Raw genomic sequence first — 22,421 nt, forward strand, 5'->3', positions numbered from 1 at the left:
CGTTTTATCTGTTCGCCCGCTCGGAAAGTCGGTGAAAACTCCATGACGAGTGATATCCGTAGCAGCACGCCGTGAGAAATTACAGACATAGTTCCGTAATCTATTCTCACGACGAGCGCGGGTCATCACCCGTCTATGGTCGTGTACTCGGAGTATTGGTTACGAACCTCGAGTTCGTTTTTGCTGTACTGCAGTACGTTCAGTAGCTCCGACATGTAGGTGGGTGTGAACCGGTCTCGGGGCCCGGTCACGCCGATAGACGCCTTGACATCCCCGTTCTTATCGAGAAGCGGAACGGCGATGCCTCGAATACCGCGGAGATGTTCCTCGTCATCGATGGCGTACCCTCGTTCACGAACCCGCCCGAGCGAGTCTTCGAGTTCCGCCAGCGAGCTAACGGTCCTGTTCGTCCCCGACGGGAGACCGTGTCGTTCGACGATTTCCGCCCGGCGAGCCTCGGGGAGGTACGCTAAAATCGCCTTTCCGAGCGAAGTCCAATGCATCTCCGTGCGATTCCCGATCGGAATCTCGTCCGCCGCGGCTTTCTTCCCGGTGCTTCGATATAGAATGACCCGTTTCCCGTTTTCTTCGACCGCAGCGCCGACTATCTCGCCCGTCACTCGGCTGAGCTCTTCGACCTTATTTCTGAGCAGTCGAGCGATATCGATCCGCTGCCGGATATCTCCGCCAACCTCGAGAAAGCGAAACGAGCGACGGTACTCTCCAGCGTCTTTGACGACGAAGCCCCGCTCAATGAGCGTGTTGAGGTGGACGTAAATCGTGCTTGCCGGAATGTCGACCGTCGACGCGAGTTCCGAGAGGCCGGCCGGTTCGACGCCGCTGAGGGCATCGAGAATCTCGAACGTCGTTTCGACCGCGCGTATTGTTTTGACGTCGCCATCGGACATGCTACGGTCTTTTCCACACTCGGTGAAAGTATTTTCCCCCTGTTCAACTGCCATTCAACTCTCTCGGAAAGAAAACTTCGAGTGTTTACCACAGAAAAAAGTACATCGAGTAACACGCTATTTTTACCTCGTGTTGACACGTATTTTCCGAGCGCGTTGAATCCGGGAGCGAAACCACGTCCCGTGAATAGGCCGAGATACCGGTTGAGAAGCCCTGTTCGATGAATGTTAACGGTAGTATAAGCGTACGTCGATATTCTGCATTTTTGACCGTGTTGAATACGAGGTACCGACAGTGGTGACCTTGCGGGGGATTACCACCGTGTCCCTCGGTTAGACGCAAGGGAAGTCGAGAACCGATGACTGGACAGGCGCTTTACCCGACGTCTGGGGTGTCGAGAAGATCGCAGCGGCCCCGGATGCGATTCAACACGGTTGGGAGCGCGTCGTTCACCTCCATTACCAACATTTATTATGCGGGATTGAGGAGTAGTCTTCAGCCGACATGAGCCAGGTAAGACTATCGAACGTGAGTAAGGAGTACGATGGGGGTATCCTCGCCGTAGAGGGGTTGGATCTCACCGTCGACGACGGGGAGTTCGTTGTCGTCGTCGGGCCGTCCGGTTGCGGGAAGTCGACGACGCTCAGGATGGTGGCTGGGCTCGAGACCGTCACCGGCGGTGAGATCGCCATCGGCGAGCACGTCGTCAACGACGTGCGGCCGCAGGACCGGAACATCGCGATGGTGTTCCAGTCGTACGCGCTGTACCCCCACATGACCGTCCGCGAGAACATGTCCTTCGGGTTGCGTCTCGCCGGGGAAGACGACGACGAGGTCCGAGACCGCGTTGAGGACGCCGCCGAGATGCTGGAGATTTCGGAGCTGTTAGACGACCTCCCGAAACAGCTCTCGGGCGGTCAGCAACAGCGGGTCGCGCTGGGGAGAGCTATCGTGCGCGACCCGGACGTGTTCCTGATGGACGAGCCGCTTTCGAACTTGGACGCCAAACTCCGGACGCAGATGCGGACGGAGATACAGCGGATTCAGGAGGACCTCGGCGTCACGACGGTGTACGTCACTCACGACCAGACAGAGGCGATGACGATGGCCGACCGTATCGTCATCCTCAACGACGGCAAACTCCAGCAGGTCGACCCCCCGGAGCGCTGTTACGACGAACCCAACAACGAGTTCGTCGCCGGATTTATCGGGTCGCCCTCAATGAACTTCTTCGAGGTGACCGCAACAGACGACGACGGCGGCGTTCGCTTCGAATCCCCGAGCTTCGAGTTCACACTGGATGTCGACGTTCCCTCTGGTGAGTACACGCTTGGTGTCCGACCGGAAGATTTCACGCCGGACTGCGAGGGAGGCTACGTCGAAACAGTCGTTGATGTCGTCGAACCGGTCGGTTCGGACAACTTCCTCTACCTGCAGACGACCCACGGCTCGTCCGAGGTCGTCGCGCGGGTCGAAAGCGAGCTCCGGCCGGCTGTCGGGGACGAGATAACGCTCGGGTTCGACGTGGACGACATGCATCTCTTTGGTAGCGACGGCGCGCGCGTCGCGGTGAGTGAGACACGACTGACGGACTCCGCCTGACATGATGTATGATTCAATCGGACGACGCGAGCACGAGTGGGCAGGATTGACCGCGGCTGAGGTCCGAGAGGTGGGAGCGAAACCGGGGTCGATTCTGGTGATTCCGGTGGGGAGCATCGAACAGCACGGCGAACATCTACCGGTGGTGACCGACTCGCTCTTGGTTGAGGCGATGGTCGATTCGGCGGTTGAGCAGACTGACGGTCTCCCCGTCGTCGTCTCGCCGACCGTGTGGAGCGGGTTCTCACCGCACCATCTCACCTTCGGCGGGACGCTGTCGCTAGACTTCGAAACGATTCGCGCGACGCTCGAGGACATCGCGCACACGGGGCTTCAAAACGACTTCGACGCCGTGTTGTTCGTCAACGGCCACGGCGGCAACGGCCCTCTCATTGGGTCCGTCGTCAGCACGGTCGGCGTCGAGACCGACGCCGAGGTGCTCGGAACAACCTACTTCGAGCTGGCGACTGACCGAATCGAGGCGCTTCGGGATACCGAAACCGGCGGGATGGCTCACGGTGGCGAGTTCGAAACGTCGCTCATGCTCGCGGTCCGACCCGACCTCGTCGGCGATTCCTCCACCCGGAACGGTGAACCACTAAACGAGTCATACCGTTGGAGCGGACAGGACCTCCTCGACGGGGGCTCAGTGAGTGTCTACCGGTCGTTCGACACGTACTCCGAGACGGGTGCCATCGGGCTCCCCGAGGAAGCGAGCGCCGAGAAGGGAGAGCGGATTCGGTCGATTATCGCCGAGGAACTCGCCTCGCTGCTCGATGCGGTTCACGAACAGAACGCGTGAGACACCGATAACGATAATGACAATAAAATATGAATAAAAACAATTATATATGTGGGGCAAATTGGTAGCGATGATGCGAGAGAATACCACAGAGGAAGCTAGCGGACAGACTCTGGACCGTCGGCGGCTCCTTCAAGCGCTCGGCGCTGGTGGCATGATTGCCATCGCCGGCTGTACCGGCGGCGGGGACGGAAGCGGAAGCGGCTCCGACGGCGAGGGCAGCGGTGAGGGTGGGGGAGACACCCAGAGCGTCCAACTCCTCACAATGGGTGTCGGTGACAACATCAAGCAGTTCTTCGAGGAGAACAACGCCGCCTTCGAGTCAGAGTACGACGTTGACGTCGAGTTCACGAGTGTAACTTGGGACAACGCACGGCAAACTGTGAACAACCGAGTCGACGGCGGACAGGCCCCGGACGTGAGCCGTTGGCCCGCTCGGTGGATTCCGCAACTCGTCGGGAAGGACGCGCTCGAACCGGTCGACGATCTAATGGACGGCAAGTTCGGCGAGAAGTTTGCCGAGGGAGTCGCCAACGGCACGATGTACAACGGCTCGCACTACGGCGTTCCGTGGGCCGCATCGAACAAGTGTCTCTACTACAACAAAGACGCGTTCGAGGCCGCCGGTCTCGACCCGGAAAATCCGGCGCTGGACACGTGGGAAGACATGCTCTCGGCGGCGAAGGCCCTCACCGAGAGCGACGAGGTGAGCGTCCCGGCACTCGGCCTCGCCGGCGCTGACGCCATCGAGACGGGGTCGCAGTACTACCACTACCACTGGTCGCACGGTGCCGACCTGGTCGACGACGAGGGGATGCCCGTCGTCAACTCCGACGGCGCCGTCGAGGCGCTTTCGTTCTACACCGACCTCCATCTCGAACACGGCGTGACGCAATCTTCACCGCTTTCGTCGACCCGACAGGACATCCGTCAACTGTTCGAGAACGGCGACCTCGGGATGGTCATCGGGCACGTTTACACGGGGCTCAACATAACCGAGTCACAGGAGAACGGTGAGGTTGACTTCGATTACGGTATCGTCCAGGTCCCGAAGGGCCCTGCGGGCCGGTACAGCCTGTTCACTATCGACACGCTGGGCATCTTCAGCCAGAGCGAACATAAGGACGTCGCGCGAGACCTGATTCGCTTCTACTTCGACGAGGAGCGCCGCTTCCAGTACTCGAAACAAAAGGGCTTCCTCCCGGTCGTCGAGGCGGTCGGCGAACGGGAGTACTTCTCCGAGTCGAAGAACTGGGGGCCGTTCGTCGAGGCGGGACAGTACGCCCGTGCTCGGCCGAAACTCAGCAATTTCAGCCAGTTCAACGACCGGATGGTCCAAGCGATACAGGAAGCGCTCGCCGACCAAAAGAGCCCGCAGAAGGCCTTGAACGACGCCCAGAGTGACCTCGAAGACGCGATGAACTAATGCAACGATATGAGCCTCGCTGAAGAACATACCCAGACAGGCGGCGATTCGCGGCTATCACAGTCCGCCGCGCACGTCAAGCGGAACCGCCGCGCATACCTTTTGATAGCGCCTGCTGCGTTATTTCTCGTCGCCGTCGTAGGGTACCCGATACTGGAGACGTTCCGCCTGTCGCTGTATCGCTCTCCCGCCGATTCGACTATCGAGACGTTCGTCGGGTTGCAACACTACGTCGACATCCTCAACAGCGACATCTTCTACCGTCTCCTCTGGCAAACGGGGCGGTGGGTCGCGGTCGGCGTCGCCGGTAAGACGTTACTCGGTCTGCTCATCGCAGTTCACCTCAAGGGCGACATTCGGGGTCGGAAGTTCTTCCGAACGGCGTTCCTCATCCCGTGGGGAATTCCGTACGCCATCTCTGCGGTCGTCTTCCGGTGGATAGAACATCCACAGTTCGGCTATCTCAACGCCATTCTGCTCAAACTCGGCGTGATAGAGCAGGGTATCGGAATTCTCGGGAACCCCGACATCGCGTGGTTAGGCGTCGTCGTGGCGGATATCTGGATCGGCACGCCGTTTATGGCGATCATCTTCCTTGCGGGTCTGCAGTCGATTCCGCAGGATCTCTACGAGGCCGCGGCCATCGACGGGGCTGAGCGGTGGCACCAGTTCCGATACATTACGCTCCCACAACTCAAGAGCGTCATCCTGATGGCGACGCTCCTCTCGACGATTTGGACCTTCGTCAGTTTCGACACTATCTGGACGATGACGGGCGGCGGTCCGATTAGCACGACCGCGACGCTGGTGATTCACATCTACCAGGTCGGCCTGCAGAACGGGCATCTCGGGCTCGGTGCCGCCTACAGCGTCATCGGGTTCCTGCTGTTGCTCCTGTTCGCTATCGTGTATCTCAGGGTCTACACCCGCGGAGGTGAGGAGCTGTGACGATGGCAGGCCACGACGAGGGCGGACTGCGCCGAGTCAGAGTCTACGGCATGCTCATCGCCCTACTCGGGATAATGATGTTCCCGTTCTACGCGATGTTCTCCAGTACGTTCAAACCGGAGTCGGAGATATTCTCCGCACCGGCGACGCTCGTGCCGTCCCAGCTGTCTCTCGGGGCGTACGTGGACGTCTGGACGCAGACTGACGTGCTCCTCTGGATCGCCAACAGTTTCGTCATCTCGCTCGGAACCGTCGTCCTGACGCTTCTGCTCGCGATCCCCGCGGCGTACTCCTGCGCGCGGAATGACTTCGTGGGCAAGCGGACGTTCCTGCTCGCCGTCCTCGTCGTCCAGATGTTCGCCCCCGTGGTTCTCATCGTGGGACTGTTCGACGTCATCAGCCGGCTCGGACTGTTCAACACGTACCTAGCCGTTATCGTCCCCGCAGCGGCGTTCACCCTCCCGTTCAACATCTGGATGCTCTACGGCTACTTCAAGACCGTTCCCGTCGAACTGGAAGAGTCCGCCCGCATCGACGGTGCCAGCCAGTTACAGGTACTCACGAAGATTGTTCTTCCGTTGACTAAACCCGCGCTCGTCGCCAGCATCACCTACACGTTCCTGTACGCGTGGAACCGGCTCCTGTTCGTGCTGACGTTCCTCACCGACAGCGGGAAGTACAACATCCCGCGCGGGGTCTTCTCGATGGTCGGCGCGCTTCAGACTGACTGGCGGATGATGCTCACCGTCTCGGTCATCGGTATCATCCCACTCCTCGTTCTGTTCGCGTTCCTTGAACAGTACATCGTGGCGGGGATGACCGCCGGCGCAGTCAAGGAGTAACGACCCTCCTGTATATTTATTATCGACCCGCGTGACGACCTGCTATGGAGTTCGCTATCTGGGCGTACCCGTGGGACGTGCTCGACGCGGGACCACGAGAGACGGGCGCTCGCATCGCCGAACTGGGCGTCGACGAGGTGACCCTCGCGACGAACTATCACGCCGTACAGGCGTTCGCGCCGCACAACCCGAAGCGGCGGACCTTCTTCGCACGCGCGAGTTCGTACTTCCGCCCTGACGGCGGCTACGGCCGCCTCGAACCGATTCCGTACGAAGGAATGACTGGTGATTGGGTCGCTGGAATCGCCGACGGTCTCGAGAACGTCCGGGTGAACTCGTGGACGGTCGGCTGCCACAACTCGCGGCTCGGGATGCGCCATCGAGACGTGACGCTGACCTCCGCGCACGGCGACGACCTCGTATTCGGCCTCTGCCCGTCGAACCCCGACGTACAGGAGTACCTCACCGGACTCGTCCGCGACCTGACCGACTCGGCGCACTTCGACCGAATCGAACTCGAGACCTTCGACTACTTCTACGGGACGGGGTTCGGTTGGCACCACCAGAAAATTCACGCTCAGCTGGGAACGCTCGGTGAGTTCCTCTTCGGACTGTGCTTCTGCGACCACTGTCGGGGGACCGCGTCGGATGCGGGCATCGACGTCGAATCAGCTCGAGAGACCGTCGCACAGACGCTCGACGAAATCGTCGATGGAACCGTTCCGCACGGCCTCTCGCCCGAGCTATGGCTCCGCGAGCACGACGCGGTCGCCGACTACGTCGACGTACGCGAAGAAACGCTGGCGACGCTCTACGCGGACCTGTCCGCGGCGAGCGGGTCGACACCGCTCGGATACTACGTCGGCGCGCCCGAACCCGGCCGCGAGTGGATGGTCGGGGCCGACCTCGACCAGCTGTCCGAGCACGTCGACTACTTCTGTCTGCCGGCGTACGAGTCCTCACGTGAGGCGGTGATGAACGCCTATCGAAGCGTCGATGCGGTGACCGATGACGTACCGTTACACGTCGGCCTCCTCCCGGGCCACCCGGCGATACACGACGGCGACACGCTCGTCGACATCGTCGACTCACTCCGGGCCGTCGACGTGCCGCGGGTCTCGTTCTACAACTACGGACTGCTGCCCGAGCGGTCGCTGTCGTGGATTCGGGAGGCCACGAACGAGAGTCTGTAACAAACGATACTTTCATACTGTCGCCCCCTACAAGCGTTTGTATGGAGATAACCGACGTGACAGCGGTTACTGTCGACGTTCCGCTGACGAGTACCGACGAGCATCTCGGAATCGCCCCGTACACCACGAATCACGGCGAACTCGAATCGATGGAGCGCGTGCTCGTCCGCGTCGATACCGACGAGGGTATCGAAGGCTGGGGGGAGATGCGCGTGTTTCTCTCGCCGACGGCGACCGAGTCGCTCATCGAAGACGGTATCGGACCGATGGTCGTCGGTCAGTCGCCGTTCGAAATCGAACGCCTTCGCCGACAGGTGTTCGTCGAGTACACGAACGTGGATATGTTCTTTTCCGCCGTCGAAACGGCCTGTTGGGACATCGTAGGGAAAGCGCTTGACCGACCCGTGTACGAACTGCTCGGCGGCTGGACCGCGCCGACCCAGAGCACGCTCCAGCACAGGTCCCACGTGGCCGACGGCACCCGGAACCCCGGTCCAGTCCCGGTCGCGTTCTGCCTCGGAATCCTGCCGCCCGAGGAGTCTCGCGTGAAAGCCCGAGAGGCACTAGACGCGGGGTTCGATGTGCTCAAGACGAAAGCGGGCAGGGACTGGCGACAGGACGTTGCGCGGATCAAGGCGATGCACGACGAGACGGACGGACAACTGGAGTTCCGACTCGACCCGAACCAGGGCTGGACGCTTGACCAGGCAGTCCGTGTCGGCGCGATGCTCGAAGACGAGGGAATCTACCTGCAGTACCTCGAACAGCCGATTCGGGTGGACTCCCACGTGTCGCTCGCACGGTTGCGACAGCGCCTTCGGCAGCCCATCGCCCCGAATGAGGACACCTACGTGCCACACAACATCTCTTCGCTCGTCGAGGCCGGCGCGATGGACGTGGGCGTCATCGACCTCACCCCGGCTGGCGGCATCAGCGGGATCCGGCAACAGGCCGCGATACTCGAAGACGCCGGCGTGCCGTTTACCCACCACTGTGCATTCGACCTCGGGATTCGAACCGCGGCAATTCTCCACGCCGTGAGCGGGATTCCGGGCTTTTCACTCCCCCCGGACTCGACGTACTACGCGTGGGAGGGCGATGTCATCTCGGAACCGTTCGAAGTTGAAGACGGCTGTCTCCCCGCGCCGCTCGGGCCCGGACTCGGCATCTCGGTCGACCGAGACGCCGTCGAAGCGTATCGAATATAGTGCAACACCATAGCAAGGTTGAATAGCTCCGACCACATCGGTGCGCACGCTATGGTTGAGTTATCACTACGAGACCGTCCGGCAATCGTAACCGGTGCCTCTCGAGGTATCGGTCGCGAAATCGCGGCGCGATTCGCGGAGGCTGGCGGAGATGTCGCCATCTGCTCGCGCTCGTTGGACGACGTGAGACCGGTCGCAGAGGAGCTCACCGCCGCACACGACGGCCGGGTCGTTCCGGTCGAATGCGACGTAACCGACCGCGACGAGGTTCGAAGCCTCGTCGATACCGCGCTCGACGAGTTCGGCGAGGTCAAGGTGCTGGTGAACAACGCGGGCGGGTCAGACGAGTCCGCGAACGTGGCGCACCGCTGCGACGAGGAGACGTTCGAGCGGATGGTCGACCTGAACCTCAAGAGCCAGTTCCTCCTGAGCAAGGAGGTCCTCCCGGCCATGGTCGCCGTCGGCGGAGGTTCGATGATCCACATGGGCTCGGTCAACGGGCTCTTCGGCATCGGTTTATCCGGCTACTCGGAGGCGAAAAGCGGTCTCCTCGCGATGTCGCGAAACATCGCGGCCCACTACGGCCAACACGGTGTTCGCTCGAACGTCATCTCCGCAGGGACGATAGAAACCGCGAGCAGGCGCGAGGAGATGGAGAACACAGAGGGCCGAACGGGCGATTCGAACGCGCGCGAAGGCTGGCTCGACCAGTACCCGCTCGGTCGCTTCGGGACACCGCGTGAGGTCGCGGACACCTCGCTGTTCCTCGCATCGGAGCTGTCCAGTTTCATCACCGGCGAGAACGTCGTCCTCGACGGCGGCCTCACAACGAGTCTCTCGACGTCGTTCATCAATGAAGTGTACGACGCGGACGAAGTACCATCACGACGGTAACCACATCAACGATGAAAGAACTAACCACAGCGGACGCACCGGACAGCATCGGACCGTACTCGCAGGGTGTCGTCTCGGGCGACAAACTCTACGTCTCTGGACAGGGACCTGTCGACCCCGAAACGGGTGAAGTCGTCGACGGGACGCCGGCGGAACAGACGATGCGAACCCTCGAGAACGTCGAGGCGATTCTGGAGGCCGGCGGATCGTCGCTCGCAGACGTGGTGAAAGCCACTGTCTTCCTCAAGGATATGCGCTACTACGACGAGGTGAACGAGGTTTACGGCGAGTATATGTCGGCACCGTATCCGGCACGGAGCGCCGTCGAGGTCGTGAAACTCCCCGTCGACATCGACGTGGAGATCGAGGTCGTCGCCGAGCGGTAACGCGCCGAGTCAACGACTCCGAGAGCACGTCCCGATCGTAGGTGAGAGCGGAAGCCGACGGCGCAACACCGCGTCGGGAGTGACGACGCTACCTTCCCACGGTCCCGAAGCGACACAGACTGTCGGGTTCCGCTTTCGTTTTGTGTAGTTCAGAACGGGTGACTCCTCGGTTGTCGCGGCCGTCGGAGCCAGTCGAACTCCTACTCCGACCGTGCGGCCTCGACAGCCTCTCTGAACACGCGAGCGTTCGCTTCGATAACGTCGAACTCGCCGCAAGCGATAGCTTCGGTGTCGACGATGGAGCTCCCAACGCCGACGGCCGTCGCGCCCGCATCGAAGAACTCGTCCACGTTGTCCAGTCCGACCCCGCCGGTCGGGACGGTCGGAATGTGTCCGAGTGGGCCACCGAGCGCCGAGATAAATCTCGGTCCGAGCGTGCCGGCGGGGAACACTTTCACCATGTCCGCGCCGGCTTCGAAGGCATTCACGGCTTCGGTCGGCGTGGCGATACCGACGAGCGAGGGTACACCGTAACGATTCGCGGTTTCGACGACGCCCTCATCGAACGACGGCGTGACGATGAACTCCGCACCGGCGAGAGTCGTCGCCCGCGCCGTCTCCGCGTCGAGGACGGTCCCCGCGCCGATGGTCACCTCGTCGGCCGCGAACGACTCAGACACGTCTCGAATCATGTTGAGGACGCTTTCGGTGTTCGCGGTTATCTCGACCGTCGAAACCCCGCCGCGGCGGAGCGCGTCAACCGTCTCGATTGCCGTCTCGGGGTCGGTCTCTCGGATGATTGCGACGATACCCGACTCTGCGATTCGCTGGGCGGTGGAAGCGACCATACCCGTAGCAGGATGACCCACGGCTTAACCTTCGGGCTCCGCGACTGCCGGGGTGCAAACTTCGTCTAGAGAGGAGTCCTTATCACGCGACTCCGCGACGTTCGAGTATGCAAAACCCACCCCGACGGAGTGGATACTGTGACGCCTGAATTGGTGACCTCCGGCGAGACGATGGTTCGCCTGTTATCTCCGAGGAGAGGCCGCTTAGAGACGAGTGACACGCTGCGGTTCAGCACCGCCGGGGCGGAGTCGAACGTCGCAATCGCGGCGTTGGGGTCGTAACCGGGACGACGCCGACGGTGTGGGAAAAGTATTTTGACAGTTCGGGCGGAGTCCTATTCGTGCCCTCCGAAATCACGACGCGGCGACGACTCCTAGCGACCGGCGGCGCGTTACTGACAGCGGTGCTCGGTGGCTGTTCACAGGTTCTCCCTGAGTCAGAGACAGACACGCGGAGTCTCGTGCTCTCGTTGTTCCCCCTCGATGGCTCGCTTGCCGAACGGTACGTCGTCGACCTGACCGAGACGCAGCCGCCGTGGGACGAAGCTGCGTTCAACGCCACGCTCAACGGCACGGCATACACGACGCGACACCACACGCCGTTCCTCGCTCGCGGGAGCGAGACACCCACCTACGCGCGTCGAAACGGGACGTACTACCACCTCGACTCGCTCGTTGTCGGCGAGGAGACCGTCAGCCATCCGGTACTCCGACTGTTCGAGGTCGGCCGCGCCGACGAACTCGACACCGCCCCGGACCACGTCACGCACTCGTCGCTTCCCGAGGGCGACCAACAGGCGGTGCAAGTCGCGTACTTCGCCGCTCGGGCGCGAGGGAACACCGGCGGCGCTCCGCGCGGCCTCGTCCAACGCGACGGCTACGTGTATCGGACCGACGACGCGGCGGAGGCGAGCGACCTCCTCGAAGAATCGGGGGCGTCCCACGTCGAATTCCGGGATACCATCTACGAAGTCGAAATCGCCCGCGAGACGTTTCACGAATCCGTCTACCGGGCCGACGCCGACCCGGTCGCCGACTCGACGGCCGAGATGGAGACGATACTTCGGGCGTCGCTCCTCGACGCGCGGGCGACCCGGGAGGCACTCTCGCAGGCGGAGCGGGAGATTCTCCGGCAAGCGGCGGCCGACACCTACCGCGAGTCGCATCCGTACTCCGAGGCGTTCACGTCGCTCCTGACGAAACTCGACCACTGGGCGTACCTCGACGGCGACATCGAGAACGACGCGGGCGTCGAGGCGGGGTCGCGTCGGTTCCTCCTGTACGACGAGCGCTACTTCACGTATAGACTCGACTTCGCATCCGAGTAACTCGCCCGTACTCTCGATTCGAGCCGAACGGAGGGTACAACCCCAGACGTGCGGCAGTCGGAGCGTCGCGTCGCCGCCGAGGGAGGCGAAAGTACGGAGCGGGAGAGACGACACGGCATCACAAAACCACGGTCGTGAACCGACGTTCGTCCAGTTTTCGGTGACGCGTCCAGCGGAGCGACTGCCGTACGATGGCGAACACCCGAAGCCGGGTTTCGTCGGGGACGCTTCAGAATATATTATTGAATACTGTCTTGTTATTCTATTAGTTCCTAAATTGATGTGAGTGATTTGAGTTCAATAACCTCGCATTTTCAGCAATAAAGAAGATTTATTGAAAATTATTTCTATATGTGTATTGAAATCACAAAATAGGCGAGAATAGTGGGTATTATTTAGATAAATGGCTATAAATGGCCTTCGCCCCGGACACACACGACGTAATCCGAGTTAGTAGCAGAAAGCCGTCTAAACGCCTATTCTGTATTCGACTGTAAAACGGACGGCCGGCAGCCATCGACATAACTTATCAAAATTTAGTATTATCTGTGTAAATGGGGTTTTTCCATTATGCATCACCTATCGACCTCGACGGGCCACCGGTCGAGTACCCGAGACCGACGAGCGACGAGCGTCCGCATCACGGCACGCTCTGTGGATTCCGGCAATTGGCCGCCACCGCACGGAGTACGCGAGAGTGGTGTCGACGGCTGCCGAAGCGTCCGCGGGTCGCAACGGTCACGGTCACGCGTCGGGCTCGGTAGCCGGCGCGTCACCGAACAGATACTGAAGCAGGTAGCCAGCGAGCAGCGCGGCGACGGTGACGAGCGCCGCGACGGGATGCTCGACGGAGAGCCCCACGGCGAGAAGCGCGAGGAAGCAGCAGGCGATTGCGGCCGTCAAGAGACCGCCGGGCGCGCGGAACGGCGCGGCAACGTCACCGCGATAGACGCGTAGCCCGACGAAGGACGCGATGTTGATGGCGTACGGGAGGACCGTCCCGACGAGCGCGGCGAGGACGATTCCACCGACGACCTGCCTCCCGATGACGACAGCGCCGGCGCCGATGGCGACGGTGCAGAGCGCGACGTACGGCGAGTTCGTCTGCTCGCTGGTGGCAGCGAACGCGCTCGGGAGGAGGCTCCGGTCGGCGAGCGCCGAGAGGACGCGCGCGGAACTGGTCAGGCCGACGAGCATCGTCGTGAAGATGGCGATGAGCGCGGCAACCGGGAGGAGGTACTGCGCGAACACCGGAAGTCCGGCGTCGCCGAGGACGGCCGAGAGCGGCGCGACCATCACGAGGTTTCCGTTCCGGAAGGCGCTCGGCGCGACCGTGAGATGGAGCGCGAGGACGATAGCGGTGTAGAACGCAGTCGTGAGAAGGAGGCTCCCGACGATTGCGCGGGGTATCGTCTCGTTCGGCCGCTTTACTTCGCCGGCGGCCGCGGGGACGACTGTCCAGGCCCCGTAGCCTGTGATAGCGAGGCCGACGGCCGCGAGGAATTCCGTCCCGCTTCCGGTGACGAACGGCGTGGCGTTCGACGCGTCGCCGTTGGCGAGGCCGACGCCGCCGACGACGGTGAGCACCGTGAGGAGGAACGCGGTGAAGACGAGGTTCGTCCGCTTGGTGACGTCGATGCCGGCGAGCGTGACGCCGAGGCTGGCAACAATCGCAAGCAGCCCCAGCGGCACCGTCTGACCCTGGACGCTTGCGAGTTCGGGAATCGCGCCGAGGTAGTTCGCCACGTACCACGCCGAGACGGCGACGCCGAACACCCACCCCAGCGCGTACGACGTGCCCTCCATGTACGAGGCGAACCGGCGGACGGCCCTGCTTCTCCCAAGGGTCTTCACGGGAAAGATAGCCGGGCCGCCCGACTCGGGAAACGCGGTTGCGAGTTCAGTGTAACAAAGTGCGATACTGACCATCCCGACCCCCGCGACCAGCCACGCGAGAACCGCGGCCGGGCCGACTAACTGACCAGTGAACGCCGGAAAGAAGAATATCGACGAACCCATCATGCCGCCGACGCTCAACAGTAGGAGGTCCCAGAGTCCGACCGTACGAGGACCGTCGCTCTCGGTAACGGCTGTCATGCCTTTCGTTCCGAAAGTTCGCATCTTAACTATTGCGCTCTTACGAGCGTTCTCCGCGGATCACGCGGTACCCGACCACGTGTCGGACGCTTCTCGCCGAGCGCGTACGCTTGATTCGAGCCGAGCGCCGCGGTCTCCTGCCAACACGTACGGACACACATTCCCAGTCTGAACGGATTAGGAAAAATTCCACATAAACGAGTAGCTAGTGGTCAGAAATAGATTAGAAACCGATATAGATAAAACAATATTCAGCTAACTGGCCTACTATACACAATTTGTCCGGCAAAATACCAAATTACAGCGTTATAATTGTAACATCTGAACCTCGTCTGCTCGGCCGCCCCGGTGAGTCGGTCCGACCGGAGTATCAGCGGCGGTGGAGTCGGGTCGTATGAGTTCTCACCCGCGCGTAGCGTGCGAGTCTGTGTGACAAAGACAAACACTAAATGCACGCATGTAACATATGATGGATATGAGCGTGACAGTCGAACGAGAAACGGCCATATCCATCGACGGACTCCGGAAATCGTTCGCCGGAGAGCCAGTACTGCGTGGAATAGACCTATCAATCGACGAGGGAGACTTCTGCGTCGTCGTGGGGTCCAGCGGGAGCGGGAAGTCGACGCTGCTGAAATGCATCTCGGGATTGCTCTCGTTCGAACGGGGCGCGGTCTTCGTCGACGGCGAAGACGTGACGAACCGCTCGGTCGAAGCGCGGGACATCGGATTCGTGTTTCAGGACTTCGAAGACCGGCTGTTTCCCCACATGACCGTCGAGGAGAACGTCGCTTTCGGCCTGCGTGAGGCCGGGACGTACGACGCCGAGGAGATATCCCGGCGGGTGGACGAGACCCTCCAACTGCTGTCTATCTCAGAGACAAAGACGAGTCTGCCCTCGGAGCTCTCGGGCGGCCAGCAACAGCGGGTGGAACTGGCGCGGCAACTCGTCCGCGAGTGCGACGTGATGTTGTTGGACGACCCGCTTGCGGACTTAGACTACAAGCTGCAAAAGCGGATGGTGCTGGAGATACGGCGAATCCACGAGGAGTTCGGAAGCACGTTCGTCTACGTGACTCACAACCAAGACCAGGCGCTGAAACTGGCCGACAAACTCGTCGTGATGAACGACGGCGTCATCGAACAGGTCGGCACGCCCGAGGAGGTGTACGACGCCCCCGAGACGGCGTTCGTCGGCCGGTTCATCGGCGACAACAACCCGCTTCTCGGGACGGTGACCGAACACGACGGCGACCGGGTCGTCATCGACACCGACCTTGGGAGCGTCGTCGCCGAGTCGCGGGAACAGCCGCCGTCGGTGGGCGAGGAGACGATGGTGCTCCTCCGGCCGGAGGACGTCGCCCTCGGGGACGACGCCGACGCGTGCGACAACGGCTCGACGGGGACCGTCGAAGACCTGACGTACACCGGCGAGTATACCGAGTTCGCCGTCTCGTTTCCAAACGTGACCCGCGAGTTCCAGGTCCGTCGCTCGGGCGATGTCCGCCGATTCGAGGAGGGCGACGAGATTCGAATCGGCTGGGACGCCGCCGAGGGCGTCTGCTACGACCGGCTGAGCGCGTCCGACTCGGTGACCGTCGACGACCTGATGGAGGTGTGAGATGGCGACGAGCGACCACACCCACGCGGACGAAGCCAGCGCGGGACTCTCGGTCGACGGCCTGACGAAGATATACCCCGACGGCACGCTCGCGGTCGACGATATCAGCTTCAGCATCGACGCGGGAGACTTCTGCGTTATCATTGGTCCCTCCGGCTGCGGCAAGTCCACGACGCTCCACTCACTCGTCGGTAACGTGCCGCCGACCAAAGGGACTGTGACGCTCGACGGACGCGACATCACGGACGCGCCGACCTATCGCCGCGACATCGGACTGGTCTTTCAGGACTTCCAGCTGTTCCCGCATCTCACGGTCGAGGAAAACATCCGATACGGGCTCGAACGGATGGACGTGTCCGCCGCGGAAGCCGACGACCACGTGGCGTCGATGGCCGAGATGATGCAGTTGGAGGGGATGCTTGACCGCGACCCCGCCGAACTCTCCGCCGGCCAGCAACAGCGCGTCGCGTTGGCCCGCTCGCTGGTGCTCGAACCGAAACTGCTCCTCCTCGACGAACCGCTCGGCGACATGGACTACAAGCTCCAAAAGCGGATGGAGCGGGAGCTGCTCCGACTCCACCGCGAACTGGAGACGACGTTCGTCTACGTGACCCACGACCAGACGCAGGCGATGCGGCTCGCCGACCAGATGGTCGTGATGAACGACGGGCAAATCGAACACTCCGGGCCCGTCAGGGAGGTGTACAACCGGCCGCGGACGGCCTTTACCGCCGCGTTCGTCGGGGACTCGAACCTGTTTTCGGGGACGGTGACCGACGTGGACGCCGGGGGAGCCGTCGCCGTCGTCGACACCGACTTCGGCGCGTTCCGCGTCTCGACCGCGAACGCCGACTCGAAGCCCGAGAACCTCGTCGACCGGTCGGTGGTGTTCGCCGTCCGCCCGCAGTTCGTTCGCCTCGAAGACGGCGAGAACGGCCTCGACTGCGACGTTGACGACGTCATCCACCGCTCCGGCGAGGGGACGCAAATAGTAATGACCGCGCGCGGGAGCGAGGGGACGAAGCAGATACAGGCGAAGTCCGACGACCGGGTCGAACCGGCCGCCGACGCGGTGACGGTCGGCTGGAACGCGGACGATGCCATCCTCCTCGAACGGACGAGCGTGGCCGGCGACGTGGACCTCCAAGAGGACATCCTCGGCGAGTAGCGGAGCCGGGGGCTGCCGAATGCGGCAGCGACACGCCGCGGGGGACACGTTCCCCTGGCACTGAGCTGTGCGTAGATTCGTCCATTGTTGTCTTCTTTCTGTGGACATCGAGTCACTGTCTGCGAAAATTTTTATACATTCTCCACAATGGGTACGGATACATGGCTATCGAGGTAGACGAGACGCGGTTCGTCGAGACGATGAAAGAGCAAGCCGAAATCGGCGGCACGGACGGAGGCGGGCTGCACCGCCTCGCGCTCTCCGACGAGGACGCCGAGATTCGGGCGTGGTTCGCAGACCAAGTGTCGGAGGCGGGGCTCGAACTCACCGTCGACGAGTTCGGCAATATGTTCGGCTACCGCGAGGGGACCGACCCCGACGCCGGGACCATCCTCGTGGGGTCGCATTTGGACTCCCAGCCGTACGGTGGCATCTACGACGGCGCGATGGGCGTCGTCGCCGCGCTCGAGTTGGTCCGCGCGCTGAACGACGAGGGAATCGAGACGAGACACCCCATCGAAATCGTCAACTGGACGAACGAGGAGGGCTCGCGGTTCCAGCCGGCCATGCAGGGCTCCGGCGTCTGGGCGGGCGAACACGACATCGAGACGGAGTACGCCAAGACGGACGCCGACGGCGAGGTCTTCGAGGAGGAACTGGAGCGCATCGGCTACAAGGGCGACGTGCCCGCCGAACCGCAGCGCGACTACGACTCGTACCTCGAACTCCACATCGAGCAGGGACCGTACCTCGAAGAGAACGACGCCGACGTGGGAATCGTCACGGGCATCGTCGGCTTCACCTGGGGCGCGATTACCTTCCACGGCGAGGCCGACCACTCGGGGCCGACGCCGATGCACTACCGGAGCGACGCCCTCGTTGCCGCGGCGGACGTCATCACACAGATTCGGCGCATCCCCGACACGCTGGGCGAGCGGACCGTCGGCACGACCGGCTACATCGACGCGAAGCCCAACTCCATCAACATCATCCCCGAGGAGGTGACGTTCACGTGGGGATTCCGCGATCCCGACGAGGCGGTCATCGAGGAGGCTAGGGCGCGCGTCCTCGCGGAGGCGGAGGCGACCGCCGAGCGCGAGGGCGTCAACTGGGAGTACGAAGACCGGATGTGGACCGACCCGGTTCGGTTCGCGGACGGCTGCGTCGACGCCGTCGAACTGGCGACCGAGGAACTGGGCTACGACGGTATGCGTATCTTCAGCGGTGCGGGACACGACGCGACTCACACCCACAAGGTGATGGACACGGGGATGGTGTTTTCGGTCTCCGAGGACGGCAAGAGCCACAGCGAGGACGAATACACGAGCTGGGACGACTGCTACAAGGCGGCCAACACGCTGGCGAACGCCGCGTACGAACTGGCCACGGAGTAATTATGAAGGCAAATTTCGACCGCGAGTTCACTCGCGCAGGCATCTGGAACTGGGAGAAACCGCACATCGAAGACGAGATTCGGTACGCACAGTACGCCGAGGAGGCCGGGCTGGACTCGGTCTGGCAGGGGGAGTCGCGGCTGGTCCGCGACGCCATGACCGTCATGGGCGCGTACACGCAGGTCACAGACGAGATAGATCTCGCGCCCGGTGTGACGAACTGCTACACGCGGAACGTGGCGGTGATGGCACAGACGTTCTCGACGCTCCACGAGCTCTCGGGCGGGCGGATGAAACTGGGCATCGGCGCGTGGTGGGACCCGCTGGCGTCGAAAGTCGGCATCGAACGGGAGCACCCGCTCCGTCGGATGTGGGAGTACTGTACCGTCACCAAGCGCCTGCTGGACCTCGAAAACGTAACGTACGAGGGGCAGACGCTCTCCGTCGACGACATCGAACTCGATCTCGTTCGCTCGGACGCACAGCCCCGTGACGTGCCCATCTACGTCGGCGCGACGGGCGAGACGATGCACAAGCTGACCGGCGAACTGGTCGGGAAAGGCATCGCCGGCGGCATCTTCATGAACTACCTTATCCCGCCCGAGCACAACCTGAAAGGCCTCGAAAAGCTGAAAGAGGGCGTCGAAAAGCAGGACGGGACGCTGGAAGGCGCCGACCGCCCGCAGCTCATCGCCGTCGCAATGGACGAGGACGCGGACGTGGCCATCGACCAGGCGCGCGGTCTCGCCACACAGTACATCGGCCAGCAGCCGCACATCAGGAAGGCGTCGGGCATCGATCCCGAACTGGCGGAGAAAGTTCAAGCCGAGATGGGCGGGTGGCCGGCCTCCGCCGAGGACATCGAGCGCGCCTCGCAGTACGTCGACGACGACGTGGTGACGAACATCGTCGCTGCGGGCACCCGCGACGACGTTATCGACCGGGTCCGCGACTACTGTGCCGCCGGCTGTACCGAGCCGGTCGTCTACCCCCTGACGGACAACATGGAGGCGGTCATCGACGCGCTGGCCGAAGCCAAAGCAGAGGCGTAGCAGCGGAGTCGTCGAGGAAACGAGCGGAGCGAAGCGGAGAGCTGACCGGACCGAACCCCGACCACAGCTTTATCGCGGCCGCCGCCGACATCGAGTCATGAGCCGAGTAGCGAACAAGACGGCGTTGATCACCGGCGCGTCCAGCGGCATCGGCCGCGGCGTCGCCGTCGCACTCGCGGAGGCGGGCGCGACGGTCGGGGTGAATCACTATCCGAGCGACGAGGAGCGAACGCGGGCGGCCGAGGTGGTCGCCGAAATCGAGGCGGCCGGCGGCGAGGCGGCAGCCTTTCCCGGCGACGTGAGCGACGCGGCGAGCGTCGACGAACTCGTCGACGGGTTCGAGGCGACGTACGGGACGCCGGACGTGCTCGTCAACAACGCCGGCATCCTCAGGCGGTCCCGTCTCGACGAGATGAGCGTTGCGGAGTGGGACGAGGTGTTGGACGTCGACCTCCGCGGGGTGTTCCTTGTGACCCGCCGCGTCGTCCCGGGGATGATCGACCGCGGGTCGGGGAGCGTCGTCAACGTGGCGTCGCAGTTGGGCTTCAAGGGTGCGGCGGGGTTCACCCACTACTGCGCCGCCAAGGGCGGCGTCATCGCGTTCACTCGCGCGCTGGCGCGCGAAGTCGCCCCCGACGTGCGCGTGAACGCCATCGCGCCCGGGCCGGTCGAGACGCCCCTTCTCAGCGACATCTCCGAGCAGTGGCGGCGCGAGAAGGCGGCCGAACTCCCGATGGAGCGGGCCGGCCGCGTCGAGGACGTGGCACCGACGGCGGTGTTTCTCGCCAGCGACGAGAGCAGCTACTACACGGGGCAGACGCTCTCGCCGGACGGCGGCGACGCCATGCACTGAGCCGTCCGTGTCACAGCATACCGTGGACTTATATTGGTGGCTCCGAATGGCTCTCTGTAGATGTCGACACAAACCGAACGTTCCGAGGAGACTGTAGCGTCGGGTCAGTCCCCGATCACGGGGGTCATCGAGGCCGTCAGCGTCAAGCGAGTACTTCTGGCGTACTTCCTGCTTGCCGCGGCGTACATCTATTTGCCCATCTTTTCGGTCATTGCGTTTTCGTTCAATTCGGGTGGGCTGACGTTTCCATTCGTCGAGTTCACCTTCGAGTGGTACGGAGAGTTGCTTGCCAACGAGGGACTCATCGAGGCCGTCCGGCGGTCGGTCACGCTGGCGCTCGTCGTGACCGTCATCACGACGGTGCTTGCGACGGCGACGGCGCTGGCGTACCGCTACGACTTCTGGGGACAGCGCGGCCTGCTGTTTCTCCTCATCCTGGGCATCATCACGCCCGGCATCACGTACGGCGTCGGCGCGACGCTGCTTCTCAACGAGGTGCTCGGGCTGACGAAGAACCTGTGGCTCGCGGTTCCTGTCCACGTCGTCTGGGCGCTTCCCTTCGCGGTCATCGTCCTCCTCGCGGGGTTCCCGCCGGCGCTCAAGGAAAACGAGGAGGCCGCACGCGTGCTGGGCGCGGGGCCACTCTCGCGGTTCCGAAACGTGATACTCCCGCAGATAGCGCCGACACTCCTCGGTGCGGCCGTATTCGCATTCACGCTGTCGTACAACGAGGCGACGCGGAGTCTCCTGCTCGTGGGGAATCAGAACACGATGCCGCTCGAGGTATTCGCCATCGCCGCCGGCACGCGCGTCCAGCCCTACCTGTTCGCGCTCGGGAGCCTCACCACCGTCTTCTCGACGCTCCTCTTAGCCGCCGCGGGACTGCTCATCGTGTACAACCGCCGGTCCTGAGGGTCGGTGACTCGGACCGGGTCGGCGGTCTGCGATATTCTTGGACCGTTCAGAGACGTCGCGTGACGGTCAGTGGCTGGTCCACCCGCCATCGACTGAGAGCACCGCTCCGGTGACGAAGTCGCTCTCGTCGGAGGCGAGAAACAGCGCGGCGTCGGCCACGTCTTCGGGCGACCCGAACGTCGGCCACGGCGTCGCGGCCTCCCATTCGGCGATTATCTCGGGGGCGTTCTCGCGCCACTCGACGTTCTGCGCCGTCTCGATGATACCGGGAGCCAAGGCGTTGATGTTCACCTCGTCGGGCGCGTAGTCCAGCGCCATCTGGCGGGTGAGGTTGGCGACGGCCCCTTTCGAAGCGCAGTAGGCGGCGCTCCGGCCGCCGCCGACCAGTCCGAAGATGGACGCGAGGTTGACGACCTTGCCGGCGCTCTCGCGGAGGTGCGGCAGGGCGTACTTCGAACAGAGGAACGTCCCGCGGGCGTTCACGTCTACGATGGCGTCCCAGTCCTCGACGGGCGTCGCTTCGGCCTCATACTGGTAGTAGATGCCCGCGTTGTTCACCAGCACGTCTAACTGACCGTAGGAGTCGACCGCGTGTTCGACGGCCGCCTCCGCCGCCGCCGGGTCGGACACGTCGCACTCGACGAAGGAGTACTCCGCGCCGGTGTCGTCTAATTTCTCGAACACTGACCGCTCGTCGTCCAGTTTCGGCTCCCGGCGCACGTCGGCGACGACCACCGTCGCCCCCTCGCGGCCGAACGCCGCCGCGATTGCGTTGCCGATACCGCTCGATGCACCAGTGACTAACGCGACCGAACCGTCTAATCGTGACACGTGGTGTCAATTCATATCGCGGTACAAGTAGTTAGCGACGGGGGAGCAACCACGGGAGCGAAACGTCCGTTTCGGTCCGCTCCGTCGGGCGGGCGGGTGAAACC

20 protein-coding genes and 1 pseudogene are annotated in these 22,421 nt (G+C 62.8%); 17 read left to right on the forward strand and 4 right to left on the reverse strand.

The genetic code is table 11. The features are described 5' to 3' along the window. Positions 1–125: 125 nt before the first annotated feature. Complete coding sequence (locus HVO_RS03090; RefSeq protein ID WP_004043195.1) at positions 126–908, reverse strand: IclR family transcriptional regulator; 783 nt, start codon at positions 906–908, stop codon at positions 126–128. Between the two features lie 505 nt (positions 909–1,413). Between HVO_RS03090 and HVO_RS03095 the strand changes: the two genes are divergently transcribed. The 9 genes from HVO_RS03095 (at position 1,414) to HVO_RS03135 (ending at position 10,210) form a co-directional block, all read left to right on the forward strand. Further along, a complete protein-coding gene (locus HVO_RS03095) occupies positions 1,414–2,511 on the forward strand; it encodes an ABC transporter ATP-binding protein (protein ID WP_013035128.1) in 1,098 nt (365 codons plus the stop codon). A gap of 1 nt (position 2,512) precedes the next feature. Further along, positions 2,513–3,313 (forward strand): creatininase family protein, encoded by an 801-nt coding sequence (locus tag HVO_RS03100; protein WP_013035219.1) that lies wholly within the window; start codon positions 2,513–2,515, stop codon positions 3,311–3,313. A gap of 154 nt (positions 3,314–3,467) precedes the next feature. After that, complete coding sequence (locus HVO_RS03105; protein ID WP_004043198.1) at positions 3,468–4,739, forward strand: ABC transporter substrate-binding protein; 1,272 nt, start codon at positions 3,468–3,470, stop codon at positions 4,737–4,739. Positions 4,740–4,748: 9 nt separating this feature from the next. Further along, positions 4,749–5,687, forward strand: a complete 939-nt coding sequence (locus HVO_RS03110) for a carbohydrate ABC transporter permease (protein WP_013035206.1) — start codon at positions 4,749–4,751, stop codon at positions 5,685–5,687. Continuing rightward, the gene (locus tag HVO_RS03115; RefSeq protein WP_013035053.1) at positions 5,684–6,529 is read left to right on the forward strand and encodes a carbohydrate ABC transporter permease; all 846 of its coding nucleotides are present in this window, start codon (positions 5,684–5,686) and stop codon (positions 6,527–6,529) included. The genes HVO_RS03110 and HVO_RS03115 overlap by 4 nt, the downstream gene beginning before the upstream one ends. Positions 6,530–6,573: 44 nt before the next feature. Then, on the forward strand, positions 6,574–7,722 hold the full coding sequence (locus tag HVO_RS03120) for a hypothetical protein (protein WP_004043201.1): 1,149 nt from the start codon (positions 6,574–6,576) through the stop codon (positions 7,720–7,722). Positions 7,723–7,763: 41 nt separating this feature from the next. Continuing rightward, entirely contained in the window at positions 7,764–8,930 is a 1,167-nt protein-coding gene (locus tag HVO_RS03125; RefSeq protein WP_004043202.1) for a mandelate racemase/muconate lactonizing enzyme family protein, read from the forward strand. A gap of 51 nt (positions 8,931–8,981) precedes the next feature. Beyond that, a complete protein-coding gene (locus HVO_RS03130) occupies positions 8,982–9,824 on the forward strand; it encodes an SDR family NAD(P)-dependent oxidoreductase (protein ID WP_013035174.1) in 843 nt (280 codons plus the stop codon). Positions 9,825–9,835: 11 nt separating this feature from the next. Then, positions 9,836–10,210 (forward strand): RidA family protein, encoded by a 375-nt coding sequence (locus HVO_RS03135; RefSeq protein ID WP_004043204.1) that lies wholly within the window; start codon positions 9,836–9,838, stop codon positions 10,208–10,210. A gap of 200 nt (positions 10,211–10,410) precedes the next feature. Here the strand turns inward: HVO_RS03135 and HVO_RS03140 are convergent, their stop codons facing one another. Further along, positions 10,411–11,058, reverse strand: a complete 648-nt coding sequence (locus tag HVO_RS03140; RefSeq protein ID WP_004043205.1) for a bifunctional 4-hydroxy-2-oxoglutarate aldolase/2-dehydro-3-deoxy-phosphogluconate aldolase — start codon at positions 11,056–11,058, stop codon at positions 10,411–10,413. A gap of 138 nt (positions 11,059–11,196) precedes the next feature. Between HVO_RS03140 and HVO_RS21215 the strand changes: the two are divergent. Both HVO_RS21215 and HVO_RS03145 read left to right on the forward strand, forming a co-directional pair. Next, a pseudogene (locus HVO_RS21215) lies at positions 11,197–11,328 on the forward strand (sugar kinase); the annotation flags it as partial. A 71-nt stretch (positions 11,329–11,399) separates the two neighbouring features. Further along, positions 11,400–12,386: a hypothetical protein gene (locus tag HVO_RS03145; RefSeq protein WP_069641596.1), complete on the forward strand. Its 987-nt coding sequence runs from the start codon at positions 11,400–11,402 to the stop codon at positions 12,384–12,386. 744 nt (positions 12,387–13,130) lie between these two features. Here the strand turns inward: HVO_RS03145 and HVO_RS03150 are convergent. Continuing rightward, a complete protein-coding gene (locus HVO_RS03150) occupies positions 13,131–14,483 on the reverse strand; it encodes an APC family permease (protein WP_004043207.1) in 1,353 nt (450 codons plus the stop codon). A 475-nt stretch (positions 14,484–14,958) separates the two neighbouring features. Between HVO_RS03150 and HVO_RS03155 the strand changes: the two genes are divergently transcribed. The 6 genes from HVO_RS03155 to HVO_RS03180 all read left to right on the forward strand — a co-directional run bounded on the left by HVO_RS03155 (position 14,959) and on the right by HVO_RS03180 (position 21,483). Beyond that, the gene (locus HVO_RS03155; RefSeq protein ID WP_004043208.1) at positions 14,959–16,104 is read left to right on the forward strand and encodes an ABC transporter ATP-binding protein; all 1,146 of its coding nucleotides are present in this window, start codon (positions 14,959–14,961) and stop codon (positions 16,102–16,104) included. A 1-nt stretch (position 16,105) separates the two neighbouring features. Further along, positions 16,106–17,272, forward strand: coding sequence for an ABC transporter ATP-binding protein (locus HVO_RS03160; RefSeq protein WP_004043209.1), 1,167 nt, complete (start codon positions 16,106–16,108; stop codon positions 17,270–17,272). A gap of 161 nt (positions 17,273–17,433) precedes the next feature. Further along, positions 17,434–18,666 carry a Zn-dependent hydrolase gene (locus HVO_RS03165; protein WP_004043210.1) on the forward strand — a complete coding sequence of 411 codons (1,233 nt, stop codon included), beginning with the start codon at positions 17,434–17,436 and terminating at the stop codon, positions 18,664–18,666. Positions 18,667–18,668: 2 nt separating this feature from the next. Then, entirely contained in the window at positions 18,669–19,718 is a 1,050-nt protein-coding gene (locus HVO_RS03170; RefSeq protein WP_004043211.1) for an LLM class flavin-dependent oxidoreductase, read from the forward strand. 97 nt (positions 19,719–19,815) lie between these two features. After that, positions 19,816–20,571 carry an SDR family NAD(P)-dependent oxidoreductase gene (locus tag HVO_RS03175; RefSeq protein WP_004043212.1) on the forward strand — a complete coding sequence of 252 codons (756 nt, stop codon included), beginning with the start codon at positions 19,816–19,818 and terminating at the stop codon, positions 20,569–20,571. A 60-nt stretch (positions 20,572–20,631) separates the two neighbouring features. Continuing rightward, the gene (locus HVO_RS03180; RefSeq protein ID WP_004043213.1) at positions 20,632–21,483 is read left to right on the forward strand and encodes an ABC transporter permease; all 852 of its coding nucleotides are present in this window, start codon (positions 20,632–20,634) and stop codon (positions 21,481–21,483) included. Between the two features lie 69 nt (positions 21,484–21,552). Here the strand turns inward: HVO_RS03180 and HVO_RS03185 are convergent, their stop codons facing one another. Then, positions 21,553–22,317 (reverse strand): SDR family NAD(P)-dependent oxidoreductase, encoded by a 765-nt coding sequence (locus HVO_RS03185; RefSeq protein ID WP_013035030.1) that lies wholly within the window; start codon positions 22,315–22,317, stop codon positions 21,553–21,555. Positions 22,318–22,421 lie beyond the last annotated feature (104 nt).

The organism is Haloferax volcanii DS2, from assembly GCF_000025685.1.
Lineage (GTDB): Archaea > Halobacteriota > Halobacteria > Halobacteriales > Haloferacaceae > Haloferax > Haloferax volcanii.

Bases quoted from the DNA above. Each gene is read 5' to 3' on its own strand.
- HVO_RS03105 (WP_004043198.1), top strand. From the start codon at position 3,468: ATGATTGCCATCGCCGGCTGTACCGGCGGCGGGGACGGAAGCGGAAGC.
- HVO_RS03100 (WP_013035219.1), top strand. From the start codon at position 2,513: ATGATGTATGATTCAATCGGACGACGCGAGCACGAGTGGGCAGGATTG.
- HVO_RS03095 (WP_013035128.1), top strand. From the start codon at position 1,414: ATGAGCCAGGTAAGACTATCGAACGTGAGTAAGGAGTACGATGGGGGT.
- HVO_RS03090 (WP_004043195.1), bottom strand. From the start codon at position 908: ATGTCCGATGGCGACGTCAAAACAATACGCGCGGTCGAAACGACGTTC.
- HVO_RS03140 (WP_004043205.1), bottom strand. From the start codon at position 11,058: ATGGTCGCTTCCACCGCCCAGCGAATCGCAGAGTCGGGTATCGTCGCA.
- HVO_RS03130 (WP_013035174.1), top strand. From the start codon at position 8,982: ATGGTTGAGTTATCACTACGAGACCGTCCGGCAATCGTAACCGGTGCC.
- HVO_RS03135 (WP_004043204.1), top strand. From the start codon at position 9,836: ATGAAAGAACTAACCACAGCGGACGCACCGGACAGCATCGGACCGTAC.
- HVO_RS03180 (WP_004043213.1), top strand. From the start codon at position 20,632: ATGTCGACACAAACCGAACGTTCCGAGGAGACTGTAGCGTCGGGTCAG.
- HVO_RS03175 (WP_004043212.1), top strand. From the start codon at position 19,816: ATGAGCCGAGTAGCGAACAAGACGGCGTTGATCACCGGCGCGTCCAGC.
- HVO_RS03125 (WP_004043202.1), top strand. From the start codon at position 7,764: ATGGAGATAACCGACGTGACAGCGGTTACTGTCGACGTTCCGCTGACG.
- HVO_RS03170 (WP_004043211.1), top strand. From the start codon at position 18,669: ATGAAGGCAAATTTCGACCGCGAGTTCACTCGCGCAGGCATCTGGAAC.
- HVO_RS03120 (WP_004043201.1), top strand. From the start codon at position 6,574: ATGGAGTTCGCTATCTGGGCGTACCCGTGGGACGTGCTCGACGCGGGA.
- HVO_RS03110 (WP_013035206.1), top strand. From the start codon at position 4,749: ATGAGCCTCGCTGAAGAACATACCCAGACAGGCGGCGATTCGCGGCTA.
- HVO_RS03160 (WP_004043209.1), top strand. From the start codon at position 16,106: ATGGCGACGAGCGACCACACCCACGCGGACGAAGCCAGCGCGGGACTC.
- HVO_RS03155 (WP_004043208.1), top strand. From the start codon at position 14,959: ATGAGCGTGACAGTCGAACGAGAAACGGCCATATCCATCGACGGACTC.
- HVO_RS03165 (WP_004043210.1), top strand. From the start codon at position 17,434: ATGGCTATCGAGGTAGACGAGACGCGGTTCGTCGAGACGATGAAAGAG.
- HVO_RS03150 (WP_004043207.1), bottom strand. From the start codon at position 14,483: ATGACAGCCGTTACCGAGAGCGACGGTCCTCGTACGGTCGGACTCTGG.